Here is a 13703-nt window from a genome sequence, read left to right on the forward strand (position 1 = left end):
TCCGGTAGCCCGCGTCGTCCGGTGAAGAGTGTCGGGGCCCCCCGCGCTACAGGACCTTGATCATGCGGGTGTTTCCAAGCGTGTTGGGCTTCACCCGGGCCAGGTCCAGGAACTCGGCCACGCCTTCGTCATGGGAGCGCAGGAGCTCCGAGTAGACCATCGGGTCCACGGCAGTCTGGTCCGCCATGACCTCGAAGCCGTGGCGCTTGAAAAAGTCCACCTCGAAGGTGAGGCAGAAGACCCGCGCCACCCCCAGTTCACGGGCTTCCTCCAGCAGGCTTTCCACCAGCACATGGCCCACGCCCTTGCCGCGCCAAGTGTCGGATGCGGCCAACGTACGGACTTCTGCGAGGTCCTCCCACATCACGTGCAGCGCCCCGCAGCCGATCACTTCGCCGTCGTCGGATTCCGCGATCCGAAACTCCTGGAGGCTCTCGTAGTAGGCAACCGTCTCCTTCGCCATCAGGATCCGCTGCTCCGCCAACGGCGCCACAAGCCTCTTGATCGAGGCAACGTCAGTGGTGCGGGCAGGGCGGATATGGAAGGCGTCAGTCACAGGATCCATCCTACGGTGACGGCCCTGCCAGGTCGGGGCGCTCCGGTACAGCGGCGGCGCCGGAGGCATTTGTGTAGCTTGCGTCAAAGCGACGAAGGAGCAGCAAGCGGCAAATGGCTGCGGTGCCGCCGCGACTCCCGTCAACGCACGAAGGCCCCGCCGCTCCTGGTGGAGCGGCGGGGCCTTCGTTGATGCTGGTTAGACGCTCGGGGCAATCTCCGGGATGCGCGGCTTGGCATTGCCGGCGAAGGTGAACTTGGCGGAGTCGCCTTCGCCGTCCACATCCACTACGACGATATCGCCGGCGTGGAGTTCACCGAACAGGATCTTCTCGGAGAGCTGATCCTCGATCTCGCGCTGGATGGTGCGGCGCAGCGGCCGTGCACCCATGGCGGGGTCGTAGCCGCGGGTTGCCAGGAGCACCTTGGCCGCGGGCGTGAGCTCGATGCCCATGTCCTTGTCCTTGAGGCGCTTCTCGAGACGGCCCACGAACATGTCCACGATCTCGATGATCTCGTCCTGGGTGAGCTGCGGGAACACCACAACGTCATCCACACGGTTCAGGAACTCCGGGCGGAAGTGCTGCTTGAGCTCCTCCGTGACGCGGGCGCGCATCCGGTTGTAGCCGGTCTGCGTATCCGTGCCCGACTGGAAGCCGGTGGCAACGCTCTTGGAGATGTCCCGGGTGCCCAGGTTGGTGGTCATGATGATCACGGTGTTCTTGAAGTCCACCACGCGGCCCTGGGAGTCGGTCAGGCGGCCGTCTTCCAGGATCTGCAGGAGCGAGTTGAAGAGGTCTGCGTGGGCCTTTTCAACTTCGTCGAACAGGACAACGGAGAACGGACGACGGCGGACCTTCTCGGTCAGCTGCCCGCCTTCTTCGTAGCCGACGTAGCCCGGAGGGGCACCGAAGAGCCGCGAGACCGTGTGCTTCTCGGAGTACTCGGACATGTCCAGCGTGATGAGGGCATCCTCTTCACCGAACAGGAACTCGGCCAGTGCCTTGGCCAGCTCGGTCTTGCCGACGCCGGTGGGGCCGGCGAAGATGAACGAGCCGCCGGGACGCTTGGGGTCCTTCAGGCCTGCACGGGTACGGCGGATCGCCTGGGACAGGGCCTTGATGGCTTCGTCCTGTCCGACAACACGCTTGTGCAGCTCATCTTCCATCTTGAGCAGGCGCGAGGACTCTTCCTCGGTCAGTTTGAAGACGGGGATGCCCGTGGAGTTGGCCAGAACCTCGGCGATGAGATCCTCATCCACCTCGGAAATGTCATCCATTCCGCCGGACTTCCAGTGGCGTTCCTTTTCGGCACGCTCGGTGATGAGCTTCTGCTCCTTGTCACGGAGCGAAGCTGCGCCTTCGAAGTCCTGGGCGTCGATGGCGGATTCCTTCTCCATCTTCAGCTTGGCGATGCGCTCGTCCATGGCCTTCAGCTCCGGCGGGGCGGTCATCCGGCGGATGCGCAACCGGGCGCCGGCTTCGTCGATCAGGTCGATCGCCTTGTCCGGCAGGAAGCGGTCCGAGATGTAGCGCTCGGCGAGGCTGGCAGCAGAGGCGAGGGCGCCGTCGGTGATGGTCACCCGGTGGTGCGCCTCGTAGCGGTCACGCAGGCCCTTGAGGATCTCGATCGCATGTGCAACCGAAGGCTCCTTGACCTGGATGGGCTGGAAGCGGCGCTCGAGGGCGGCGTCCTTCTCAATGTGCTTACGGTACTCATCCAGCGTGGTGGCACCGATGGTCTGCAGTTCACCGCGGGCCAGCATGGGCTTGAGGATGGACGCGGCATCGATGGCGCCCTCGGCGGCACCGGCACCAACAAGGGTGTGGATCTCATCGATGAACAGAATGATGTCGCCACGGGTGCGGATTTCCTTGAGGACCTTCTTCAGGCGCTCTTCGAAATCACCACGGTACCGGGAGCCTGCCACCAGCGAACCGAGGTCCAGGGTGTACAGCTGCTTGTCCTTGATGGTCTCCGGGACGTCGCCGCGGACAATCGCCTGGGCAAGGCCCTCGACGACGGCCGTCTTGCCGACGCCCGGTTCACCGATCAGTACCGGGTTGTTCTTGGTACGGCGGGAAAGGACCTGCATGACGCGTTCCATCTCGGATTCGCGTCCGATCACGGGGTCCAGCTTGTTCTCGCGCGCAGCCTGGGTCAGGTTGCGGCCGAACTGGTCCAGGACCACCGAGCCGGCAGGTGTGCCTTCGGGCTGTCCGGCACCGACGCCTGCGCCGGTGGTCTCCTTGCCCTGGTAGCCGGAGAGGAGCTGGATGACCTGCTGGCGGACCCGGTTCAGGTCTGCACCAAGCTTCACCAGCACCTGGGCGGCAACACCCTCACCCTCACGGATGAGGCCGAGCAGGATGTGCTCAGTACCGATGTAGTTGTGGCCAAGCTGCAGGGCTTCGCGCAGCGAGAGTTCCAGCACCTTCTTGGCGCGCGGCGTGAAGGGGATATGGCCGGACGGGGCCTGCTGGCCCTGGCCGATAATCTCCTGTACCTGCTCGCGAACGCCGTCGAGCGAAATGCTCAAGGACTCCAGAGCCTTGGCGGCAACGCCTTCACCTTCATGGATAAGACCCAAGAGGATGTGTTCGGTACCAATGTAATTGTGGTTCAGCATGCGTGCCTCTTCTTGGGCAAGCACAACTACTCGACGGGCACGGTCCGTAAATCGCTCAAACATTTCGCCACACTCCTAGCTACGACGTACTTTGATGCTACGTGGCGGACCCGGACTTGTGGAGCGTGTTCGCCACAGGGGAAACCATGGGTGCCCGTGTGACGGGAACAGGCGGCCAGCGCGAGGGCTCCACAGTCGCGGCTTCGTCCGGAATCGTGTTTTCCCGGAGCAGGAAACCCACCGCGTAGGGCACCAGCGCGCAGTCCTGTCATGGTCATCCACACCGACGAAGTCGAATCGCGTAGGCAGTGCCGAGCAGATTGGTGCCGTGGCTGGGAACCCGTCTTTTCGGGCTGTTCTCCACTTCCCATTTCCCTCTGACCGCCGTCCGGCTGCGAAGAACCGTCCTAATCCGCTAATTCCAATTACCGCGTCTCCGGCCATATTCATGCACCAAAAAACCCTGCCAACGCCGGCTGGCGAAGACAGGGTTTCGGGTAAGGCAGGAGGACGGCCCCTAGGAATTGGCCTTTTGGTAGGCTTCCTGGATTTCGGCCTGAATTCGGCCCCGGCTGTTAACCGTGTAGCCGTTTTCGCGGGCCCATTGCCGGATTTGCGCGGAATCATTGCCACGTCCGGCAATGACCGTTTTGGTGCGGGCTGCACGCCCGGCCGACGTCTTGCGTGCTGCTGCTATAAACCGCTCCAATGACGTACGGAGCTCGGCCGCGTTGGCCGAGGACAGATCAATTTCGTAGCTGACCCCATCGAGGCCAAAGCGGACATTCTCATCCGCGGATCCCCCATCCAGATCATCTACGAGGACGATGTTTACTTTCTGTGCCATTAATAGTCTTCCTCTGGGAAAGGTTCGGGGTTTTCAGAAAAGCAGGATGTTCCTCTAAAAAGTATGACCCTTATTATGGCAACGCGTCAAAGCACGAAATGGTTCCTGTGGATATCCGCAGGAAGTTTGCGGGCCTTATATCAGGATTCCGCGTCCGGCCGGACAGGGGGCGAAGCATGATTCTCGGCTTTTGTATCTGGCTGGGCATTTGACCGGGCCTGTGCCTCCGCCTGGGCACGCGCTTCCGCCTGCCGCTCGGCCTTATCGGCATTAAAGATCGATTTCATCGCAAACCAAAAAATCAGGCCAACCACCACCGAAGGCAGGAGAACGGCAACGTATTCCACGGTCAGTGTCCTTCCGGCTTCAGGAGCGGGAAAAGAATGGTTTCGCGGATGCCGGCACCGGTGAAGAGCATGACCAGCCGGTCGATGCCCAGGCCAATGCCACCCATCGGCGGGGCGCCGTATTCAAGCGCACGCAGGAAATCCTCGTCCAGCTGCATGGCTTCGACGTCGCCGGCTGCCGCGTGCCGGGACTGCTCGGTAAGCCGCTCGCGCTGGATGACGGGGTCGATCAGCTCGGAGAAGGCCGTGCCGCGTTCCATGCCGCCGATAATAAGGTCCCATGCCTCGATCAGGCGGCCGTCCTCGCGGTGCGGGCGGGCCAGCGGCTGCGCGGAGGGCGGGTAATCGTAAACAAATGTGGGGTTCAGGAGTGTGGGTTCCACAATTTCGCCGAACAGTTCCACAGCGAGCTTCTCGGCGTCCCACTTCGGGTCGGCCTTGACCTCATGCTTGGCGGCAATCGCGCGGAGCACCTCAACCGGGGTGTCCGGCGTGACTTCCTGGCCAACGGCGTCGGACAGTCCGGGATAGACCGAAAGCCAGGCCCAGTCGCCGTCGAGGTTGATCTCCCCGGCCTCGGTCTGGAGTGTGCGGCCGGCACCAACAGCGTCAGCGGCGTCGAGGATGATCTCCTTGATCCGCTGCGCCATGACGAACTGGTCCGCCCAGGCTTCATAGCATTCGAGCGTGGTGAACTCGGGGCTGTGGGTGGAGTCCACGCCCTCGTTGCGGAAAACCCGGCCCATGTCGTAGACGCGGTCGATCCCGCCCACCACGGCGCGCTTGAGATAGAGCTCGGTGGCGATGCGCAGGGTCATCTTCTGGTCGAACGCGTTCATGTGCGTTTCGAACGGGCGGGCCAGGGCGCCGCCGTGGACCAGCTGCAGGATGGGGGTCTCGACTTCCACGTAGTTGTGGCGGAAGAGCGATTCGCGGATGGAGCGGGTGATCGCGGCGCGGGTGTAGACCATTTCGCGGGCTTCGTCGCGCACCATCAGGTCCACGTAACGCTGCCGGACGCGGGTTTCCTCGTTCAGTTCCGCGTGCAGGACGGGCAGCGGGCGCAGGGCCTTGGACGCCATGGACCAGGACTCGGCCATCACAGACAGCTCGCCTCGGCGGGAGGAAATCACTTCGCCCTTGATGAAAACGTGGTCCCCGAGGTCCACCAGCGCTTTCCAGTCCGCGAGCGCTTCTTCGCCCACGTTGGCCAGGCTCAACATGGCCTGCAGCCGGGTGCCCTTGCCGTCAACGCCGCCCTCCTGCAGGGTGGCGAAGCAGAGCTTGCCGGTGTTCCGCACAAAAACCACGCGGCCGGTAACGCCCACGACGTCCCCGGTGGTGTCGTCCGCCTCGAGGTGCGCGTACTTTTCGCGGATCTCGGTGAGGGAGTGCGTGCGCTCAACACCCACCGGATATGCCTCGGTGCCGCGCTCGAGCAGCCTGGCGCGCTTTTCCATGCGGATGCGCATCTGTTCGCTGGCGTCGACCGGCTCTGGGGCATTTTTGGGGGCGGGGGTGTTTTGGGAAGTCACAATCCCCAAGTTTACCGGGCGTTCGCGTGGCCCACTTCCGGCGGCCGTCCCGGGCATAGACTCGGGCTGTGGAGAAATGGACGGTGGAGACGGAGGACGGCGGGCACCTTGAAGGGCACTCCTTCCTCACCCCGGCGGAACTGGACCCGACGACGGCGGGCCCTCCCGGCGTCGTACTCATCCACGGCACCCTGGTCACCGACGCCCTCTACCGGCCTTTCGCCCGGAAGCTGAGCGTCCTGCTGGGCCGGCCGGTGCACTGTTACAACCGCCGCGGCCGCGCGGGCTCCTCGCCTCAACCCGACGACTACTCGGTGAAAACCGAGATCAGCGACCTCGCTGCGGTCCTGCGCGAGACGGGGTCCACTGACGTGGTGGCGCACAGTTATGGCGGGTTCGTGGCATTGCAGGCGGCGCGGACCCTGCCGATCAACCGGCTGGTGACCTACGACGCCGCGGTGTCGCTCTCCGGAAACCTCAGCCACCGCTGGCGTCCCGAGCTTGAGGACGCCGTGGCAGCCGGCCAGCTCAACCACGCGTGGGCGCACCTGGTGCAGGGCCTCGCCACAGCCGGCCCCCTCTCCTACCTGCCCCTCGGCGCCCTGCGGATGCTGAGCATCCTCTCCGCCCGCACCAACCTGGGCGCGGAAATGCGCCAGCTGTTGCCCACCGCGGTCAAGGAAATGCGGGCAGTGCTGGATGCCGACGCCGAACTCGACGACTTCACGGCCCTCACCACGCCCATCCTGATGCTGAGCGGAGGCTGGAGCCCCGCGTACTTCGCCGCGACAGGCCGCCAGCTGGCAGCCGCTGTTCCGTCCATCCAATTCCAGATTGTCCCGGGCCAGCTGCATGAAGGACCGATCCGCCCCGGCAAGGGGCTGGCCGTGAGGATGGCCCGCTTCCTCAGCGGCAGCGACGGGCAGGTCCGGCCACTGGGCCGGCGTCGGTAAGCGGCCGACCGCGCACCCCTAGGATGGGGAGCGTGAAAGAACAGGAAGTGCCCACGCACGACGGCGGCAGGCTGGCCCTGTACAGCTACGGCGCCGTAGATGCGCCGGGAGAACGCCGGGTGGTGGTCATCGGCGGCGCCTTCCTCACGGCCCTGATTTACCGCCCGTTCTCCCTGGCCCTGGCCAACGGCCTCGGCGAAGGCTGGGCCGTTGACGTTTACGACCGGCGCGGGCGGGGCAACTCCACCGGACAGCCTGCCGGCTACTCGATGGCCACCGAAATCGCTGATGTCCGCACGGTCATGGACGCCACCGGCGCCCGTAATGTCCTGGGGCACAGCCTGGGGGGTTCGGTGGCCCTGAACGCAGTCCAGGAGTTTGCCGGCACCGCCCACGAGCCGGACAAGCTGGCGGTCTATGACGCTGCCGTCAACATCGACGGCAGCCTCGACACCACCTGGCTGGACGACTTTGAGGCAGCCGTCAACGCCGGCAATGTGGGCCAGGCCATGGCCCGGCTGAAGAAGGGCATGCAGCCCGCCACCACGCTTTCAAAAATCCCTGAACCCGTCCTCGCCGGCCTGATGGTCCTGGTGTCCCGCACCAAGGTCAACAGGATGTTCCGCGATCTCATGCCTACCGGCGTCGGCGAACTTCGGGCCGCCTATGACGAAGCCGACGACGTCCGGGACTTCGGCGTGCTGCCCGCCAACACGCATTTCATGGCGGGCGGCAAGAGCCCGGGCTACTACAAGGTCACCGCCCAGCGCCTGCACGCGGCTGTCCCGGGCAGCACCTTCGAGCTCTCCCCCAAGGGCTTCCACGGCTCCATCCCGGCCGCGCTGAACGAGCTGGTCACGGACATCGCGCAGTACTTCAAGGGCTGAGCCTGCTGCCAGCACTCAGGTACCTCCGATAGGCTCGGTCCATGACGCGCGAGAACATCAGGACCCCCGACGGCGGCACACTGGAGCTCTTCTCCACGGGCGCGGAACTGGCTTCGGCCGGTTCCGGCGTGGTGGTGGTGCCGGCTTCCATGGTGACCGCGGCCGACTACACCAGGTTCGCGCAGAAACTCAGCGCAGCCCTGGGCCGGCCGGTGCACACATTCAACCGCCGTGGCCGGGGATCATCTTCACCGCAGCCGGAGGACTACACCCTTGATACGGACATCAGGGACCTGGACGCGGTCATGAAACACACGTCCAGCACCGACGTCTTCGGGCACAGCTTCGGCGGTGCCGTGGCCCTGCATGCGGCCCGGACCCTCCCGGTGGAGCGGCTCGCTGTTTATGATCCGGCGGTGTCCGTGAACCACAGCGTCAAGGCGGACTGGACCGCAGAGTACGAACGGGCAACCGCGGCCGGGGACGACGGCCGGGCCCTCGCGGTGCTGAACAAGGGCCTGGAAACGGGCGGTGCGTTCTCCCGGATGCCGCTCTCCATGCTCACCATCGCCAACAAGCTCACCGCCGCAACCCACGTGGGCAAGCAGCAGCGCGAGCTGATGAACACCGGCGTCCGCGAGATCAAGGCCATCATCGCCGCCGACATGCCGGCTGAACCGTTCCTGGCACTGCCCCTGGAAACCCTGATCGTGGTGGGCGAGAAGAGCCCGGCCTACTTCGGTGTGGCGTGCGGCCAGATCCACGATGTCCTGTCCGGTTCCAGCTACACCATCCTGCCGGGCGCCGGCCATGACGGCGTACTCCGCGCCCCGGAGAAGCTCATCACCGAACTCAGCGAGTTCTTCGCCGGCTGACCCCGGACCCACGGCTGAAGTGTCGGAGTGAGCACCCGGTCTGTCGTCGGCGGCGCCTCAGTGCTTGCTGCGGGCGCCCTTGCGGGCGCGCTTTGCCTGCAGACCGCCAGGAGTCTGGTTACGCCCATAGTCCAGCGCCCGGAGCGCACGAGGATTCTGGCCACCGACGACGGCACCGTCACCTTCCATGCAGACCAGGACACCACGGCTCCCGGCGTCTACAGCCTGTACTGGAACAACCGCACCGGGCACGCCCGCATCGGTCAGGTCACCTCCAGCGACAAAAAGGCCCGCACGGTCACCCGCCGCGTCGAAAAAATCTACAGCGGCCGACTCAAGGGGGACACCGCGGGTTACTGGTCCGGCTACGTCTACCCGGACCCTGAAGCGGCCGGCCTGCCCTTCGAGGACGTGCTGCTGCCGGGGCCTGCTCCCGCATGGCTCATCCCCGGTTCGGCCCAGGGTCCCTGGGTCATCCACGTCCACGGCCTCGGCGGGCGGCGGGCCACCGGCCTCCGCACAGCACCGCTCTTCCACCGGCTCGGCTACGCGCAACTGCTCATCTCATTCCGCGGGGACCCTGACGCTCCCCCGACACCGGACGGCAAACACCACCTCGGCCTCAGCGAGCTGGCGGACATGGAAGCAGCGCTCGATTACGCGGCTTCGCACGGTGCCGGCTCGATCATCATCTCGGGCTGGTCGATGGGGGCAACCATGGCCTTGGCCGCAGCCCACACGTCCAGCCACCGGGAGCTGATCGCCGGCCTGGTACTGACCGCGCCCGTGCTGGACTGGCACCGGACGCTCTCCTCACACACAGCAGTGCGCCGCCTACCGGCCGCCCTGGCCGCCGGAGTGTTGTGGATCCTCGGCGGGCCGCTGCACCGGCTTGCCGGGCTGGCCCAGCCGCTGGACCTCAGGACCTTGGATTTCAGCTCTTTGGCACCACCTGTGCCGGTGATCATTCTCCACAGCATTGGCGATGCCAGCACGCCGATCCGCATCAGCGAGGACTACGCGGCCCGTTTTCCTGACCTGGTGAGCCTGGTCCGACTCCCGGCTTGCCGGCACACGCAGGAGTGGAACATCAGTCCCGGGCTCTGGGAAAACGCGGTGGAAGGCTGGCATCACCACAACGCGGGGTCACTTAATGCCCGTTCCGGGCGGCCGGAGAGGCATTAAGTGACCCCGCGTTGGTCTGGAAGTGGGCCTTAGGGTGTGGGTTAGTGGGCCGGTCCGTGCCCCGGACCGGCGCCTTCGGTCTTGCGCATCATCGCGGAAAGCACGACGGCGGCAAGGGCTATGACGGTCGCCGTCAGGAAGGCGGCACTCATCCCCGCCACGAGGCCCGATGCGGCAGAGACCACTGCAAAGATGGACACCAGGAGTGCAGTGCCCGCGGCGCCGGCCACCTGCTGGGTGGTGCTCATGATCGCCGAGCCGTGCGAGTACAGATGCGGCGGCAGCGGGTTCAGGCCCGTGGTGAAGGCGGGGGTGAACAGCAGCGCCAGCCCGAAACTGAGCCCAACATGAAGGGTGACGATCCACCACACTGCTGTGCCGGCGTCGAGCATGGAGAACTGCCACAGGGCGAGCACCATCAAGACGGACCCGGTCACAGTCAGCGGCAGGGGGCCGATCCTGTCGAAGAGCCGCCCGATGACCGGACCGAGCAGGCCCATGGCCAGACCGCCCGGGAGCAGCACGAGACCGGTCTCCAGGGAACCCAGGCCCCGGATTTCCTGCAGGTAGAGCGGCAGCAGGATCACGCCGCCGAAAAGCGCCATCATGGCCACCACCATCAGCAGCACCGAGACGGTGAACATGCGGAACTTGAAGGCGCGGAGGTCCAGCAGGGGCGCCTCAACCTTCTGCAGCTTGACCTGGCGAAGCACGAAGACCGCCAGGCTGGCCACGCCGATAACCAGCGCACCGATGGCCACCATGCCGGGACCGGCCTGGCCACCGTGTCCGCCGCCGATCTGGCTGAGCCCGTACACCAGGCCGCCGAAGGCCGGAACGGTAAGCAGGACCGAGAAGAAGTCGAGCTTGGTCTTCTCCGTCTCGCCGATGTTGGTCAGGTATTTGGCACCAATGGCAAGGGCCGCAAGAGCCACCGGGAGGACGAAGACGAACATGAAGCGCCAGGTGAAATGCTCCAGGATCAGGCCGGAGACGGTGGGCCCCATGGCCGGCGCCACGGAAATGGCGATGCTGACGTTGCCCATGACGGCACCGCGCCTGGCCAACGGGACAAGGGTGAGGATGGTGGTCATCAGCAGGGGCAGCATGATGGCCGTGCCGCCGGCCTGGACGATGCGCGCCAGCAGCAGGATTTCGAAGCCGGGGGCGATCGCTGCGAGGGCGGTGCCGCTGGCAAACAGTCCCATGGCGAGCATGAACACGGCGCGCGTGGAGAGGCTTTGGAGGATGAAGCCGGTGGTGGGGATGACCACGGCCATGGTGAGCATAAAGCCGGTGGAGAGCCACTGAACGGTGGGCGCATCCACGCCCAGGTCCACCATCAGCCGCTGCAGCGCAACGTTCATGATGGTTTCGTTGAGGATCACCACAAATGTCGCCACAAGCAAGGTGGCAATGATCGTCACCGATTCGCGGGACATTTTCTCCGGCGCGGCCGTCTTCGGTGCCGCCGGCTGCGCGGACTGGCCGGGCTGGCCCGGCTGGCCGGAAGCGTGCGGTGAGACTTCTGTAGACATGGGTGTTCCCTCAGGGAGTTGAATGAAGTGGCGCAAGCTTAAGAATGAAGTGGCGCGCGAGCATCGTCGCTGCAGATTCAAACACTCTACCGTCCGGAGTAATTCCCCCGCACGGGATTTTTTCCTGCCCGGCGTAGGCTATGTGGCGTGGACACCCGGAAACTGAAGTATTTCCTGGCCGTTGTTGACCACGACGGCTTCAACCGGGCGGCTGAACACCTGCTCATTGCCCAGCCCTCGCTGTCCCAAACCATCGCCGGCCTGGAGAAGGAACTCGGTGTGCCGCTCTTCCACCGGATCGGCCGCCGGGCAGTCCTCAGCGAGGCAGGCAGGGAGCTGGTAGGTCCCGCCCGGCTGGTGATGCGGGACCTGGACGCTGCGCAGTCAGCGGTGAAGGCGCTGGCGGGTGTCCGTAGCGGCCGGCTGGACATCGTCACCATGCCCTCGCCCGGGATCGAGCCGTTGACCTCGATGATCGCGCGGTTCACCGGCCTGCACCCCTCGGTCCGGCTCAATGTTGGCGCGGCATTCACGCCGGAGGAAGTCATCGAATCCGTCCGCAGCGGCAGCTCGGAGATCGGGCTCGCGGGCTCGTCCTCCCCCATCCGGGTGCCGGGCGTGCAGGTCCTGGAACTGGAACGCCAGCCTCTCATCCTCATCGTCAATCCGCAGGCAGACACCTTCAGCACGGGCACGTCCATCCAGCGCGGGGACCTGGGCGGGCACCGGCTGATCGCCAGCCAGCGCGGATCCCTGATGCGCTGGCTCGTCGACGACGCACTGGCGCACGGGGTGAACACCGAGATTGTGGTGGAGGTGGCCCACCGGACCTCCATCCTTCCGCTGGTGCTCGCCGGGGTCGGCCATGCCGTGATGCCGTCCTCGTGGGCCCCTACCGCTCACAAGGCCGGCCTGCGGACCCTGCTGATCGAACCGGTCTCGCACCTGGATGTTGCCATCCTGAGCCGGAAGGAAGACCTGACCCCGGCGGCGAGGGCCTTCCTGAAGGTCGCCGAGCTGCACACCCAGGGCCAACCCGATCCCTCCACCGATCGATAGGCTCAACCTATCTGCCGGATCGGATCTTGGTCTTGGACGCCCAGGGCGGCAGCCCGTCTACTTGAAGAGGAAGAAACAGTGTGACCCGCATAACAGGCTCACTGCTAACAAACTCAACGAGGAGGTAGGCATATGAGCGCCACCCAGAAATTCAGCATCGCATCGATCCCCGCAGACGGCGTCGGCAAGGAAGTCGTCTCGGCCGGGCGCCGCGTCCTGGACGCGCTGGCAGAAAACTCCGGCGGCAAGTTCGCCTTCGAGTGGACCGAGTTCCCCTGGGGCTGCGGCTACTACGAAAAGACCGGCCAGATGATGGACCCCAGAGGCCTGGAAACCCTGAAAGACTTCGACGCCATCTACTTCGGCGCAGTCGGCTGGGAGAACGTTCCGGACCACATCAGCCTGTGGGGCCTGCGGCTGAACATCACCCAGAACTTCGACCAGTGGGCCAACATCCGCCCAGTGAAGTTCCTCCCCGGCATCCAGTCCCCGCTGCGCAAGGCTGACGACACCGAGCTCGACTGGGTGGTTGTCCGCGAAAACAGCGAAGGCGAGTACGCAGGGCTCGGCGGCCGCAACCTGAGCGGCCGCGGCCCCGGCAACGAGGTGGCCCTGCAGACAGCACTGTTCACCGAGAAGGGCTGCGAGCGGATCATGCGCTTTGCCTTCGACCTGGCCCGGACCCGCACGGTGAAGAAGGTTTCCTCCGTGACCAAGTCCAACGCCCAGCAGTACGGCATGGTCCTGTGGGACGAGGTCTTCAACCGCGTCGCACTGGACTACCCGGACGTACAGACGGAAAGCGTCCTGGTGGACGCGATGAGCGCGAAGTTCATCCTCAAGCCGGAGGAGCTGTCCGTTGTGGTCGCATCCAACCTCAACGCCGACATCCTCTCCGACCTGGGCTCGGCCCTGGCCGGCAGCCTGGGCCTGGCGGCCAGCGCCAACCTGAACCCCGAACGCCGCTTCCCGTCCATGTTTGAACCCGTCCACGGCTCCGCCCCCGACATTGCCGGCAAGGGCATCAGCAACCCGATCGGCGCCATCGCCAGCGCCGCCCTGATGCTGGACCACTTCGGCCTGCACGAGGAAGCCCGCCTGGTTGAAGCAGCCATCGAACAGACCACCGCCGCCGGCCACCTGACCCGCGACGTCGGCGGCGAAGCGAAGACCGAAGACGTCACCGACGCCATCATCAAGGCCCTGACCCACACCCTGGCTGCCGTCTAACCGGACCGCCCGCTTTCTGAAACGCACGACGGCGGCCCGCCGGCCGCCGTCGTCCGCTTCCTT

General features: G+C 65.4%; 12 protein-coding genes. 6 read left to right on the forward strand and 6 right to left on the reverse strand.

The window, feature by feature from the left end; all coding sequences use genetic code 11:
• Positions 1-46: 46 nt before the first annotated feature.
• The 5 genes from ABIA70_RS14150 to lysS form a co-directional block, all read right to left on the reverse strand.
• The gene (locus ABIA70_RS14150; RefSeq protein ID WP_354148180.1) at positions 47-556 is read right to left on the reverse strand and encodes an amino-acid N-acetyltransferase; all 510 of its coding nucleotides are present in this window, start codon (positions 554-556) and stop codon (positions 47-49) included.
• 198 nt (positions 557-754) lie between these two features.
• On the reverse strand, positions 755-3247 hold the full coding sequence (locus tag ABIA70_RS14155) for an ATP-dependent Clp protease ATP-binding subunit (RefSeq protein WP_354148181.1): 2493 nt from the start codon (positions 3245-3247) through the stop codon (positions 755-757).
• A 454-nt stretch (positions 3248-3701) separates the two neighbouring features.
• Positions 3702-4031, reverse strand: a complete 330-nt coding sequence (locus ABIA70_RS14160; RefSeq protein ID WP_354148182.1) for a histone-like nucleoid-structuring protein Lsr2 — start codon at positions 4029-4031, stop codon at positions 3702-3704.
• 140 nt (positions 4032-4171) lie between these two features.
• On the reverse strand, positions 4172-4378 hold the full coding sequence (locus tag ABIA70_RS14165) for a hypothetical protein (protein ID WP_354148183.1): 207 nt from the start codon (positions 4376-4378) through the stop codon (positions 4172-4174).
• 2 nt (positions 4379-4380) lie between these two features.
• Entirely contained in the window at positions 4381-5913 is a 1533-nt protein-coding gene (gene lysS / locus ABIA70_RS14170) for a lysine--tRNA ligase (protein WP_354148184.1), read from the reverse strand.
• 68 nt (positions 5914-5981) lie between these two features.
• On the opposite strand from lysS, the gene ABIA70_RS14175 reads away from it, so the two are divergent.
• Genes ABIA70_RS14175 through ABIA70_RS14190 form a run of 4 tightly spaced genes read left to right on the forward strand, consistent with a single transcriptional unit; the run spans position 5982 to position 9813 of the window.
• Positions 5982-6866: an alpha/beta fold hydrolase gene (locus tag ABIA70_RS14175; protein WP_354148185.1), complete on the forward strand. Its 885-nt coding sequence runs from the start codon at positions 5982-5984 to the stop codon at positions 6864-6866.
• A 23-nt stretch (positions 6867-6889) separates the two neighbouring features.
• Positions 6890-7753 carry an alpha/beta hydrolase gene (locus tag ABIA70_RS14180; protein ID WP_502917206.1) on the forward strand — a complete coding sequence of 288 codons (864 nt, stop codon included), beginning with the start codon at positions 6890-6892 and terminating at the stop codon, positions 7751-7753.
• Between the two features lie 41 nt (positions 7754-7794).
• Positions 7795-8628 carry an alpha/beta fold hydrolase gene (locus ABIA70_RS14185; protein WP_354148187.1) on the forward strand — a complete coding sequence of 278 codons (834 nt, stop codon included), beginning with the start codon at positions 7795-7797 and terminating at the stop codon, positions 8626-8628.
• 27 nt (positions 8629-8655) lie between these two features.
• A complete protein-coding gene (locus tag ABIA70_RS14190; protein ID WP_354148188.1) occupies positions 8656-9813 on the forward strand; it encodes an alpha/beta hydrolase family protein in 1158 nt (385 codons plus the stop codon).
• 41 nt (positions 9814-9854) lie between these two features.
• Here ABIA70_RS14190 and ABIA70_RS14195 read toward each other — a convergent pair whose 3' ends face one another.
• On the reverse strand, positions 9855-11351 hold the full coding sequence (locus ABIA70_RS14195; RefSeq protein WP_354148189.1) for an MDR family MFS transporter: 1497 nt from the start codon (positions 11349-11351) through the stop codon (positions 9855-9857).
• A gap of 147 nt (positions 11352-11498) precedes the next feature.
• Between ABIA70_RS14195 and ABIA70_RS14200 the strand changes: the two genes are divergently transcribed.
• Positions 11499-12410: a LysR family transcriptional regulator gene (locus ABIA70_RS14200; protein ID WP_354148190.1), complete on the forward strand. Its 912-nt coding sequence runs from the start codon at positions 11499-11501 to the stop codon at positions 12408-12410.
• 132 nt (positions 12411-12542) lie between these two features.
• A complete protein-coding gene (locus tag ABIA70_RS14205) occupies positions 12543-13640 on the forward strand; it encodes a tartrate dehydrogenase (RefSeq protein ID WP_354148191.1) in 1098 nt (365 codons plus the stop codon).
• The last annotated feature ends 63 nt before the right edge of the window (positions 13641-13703 follow it).

The sequence above is a fragment of the Arthrobacter sp. 754 genome (assembly GCF_040548695.1).
Taxonomy (GTDB): domain Bacteria; phylum Actinomycetota; class Actinomycetes; order Actinomycetales; family Micrococcaceae; genus Arthrobacter.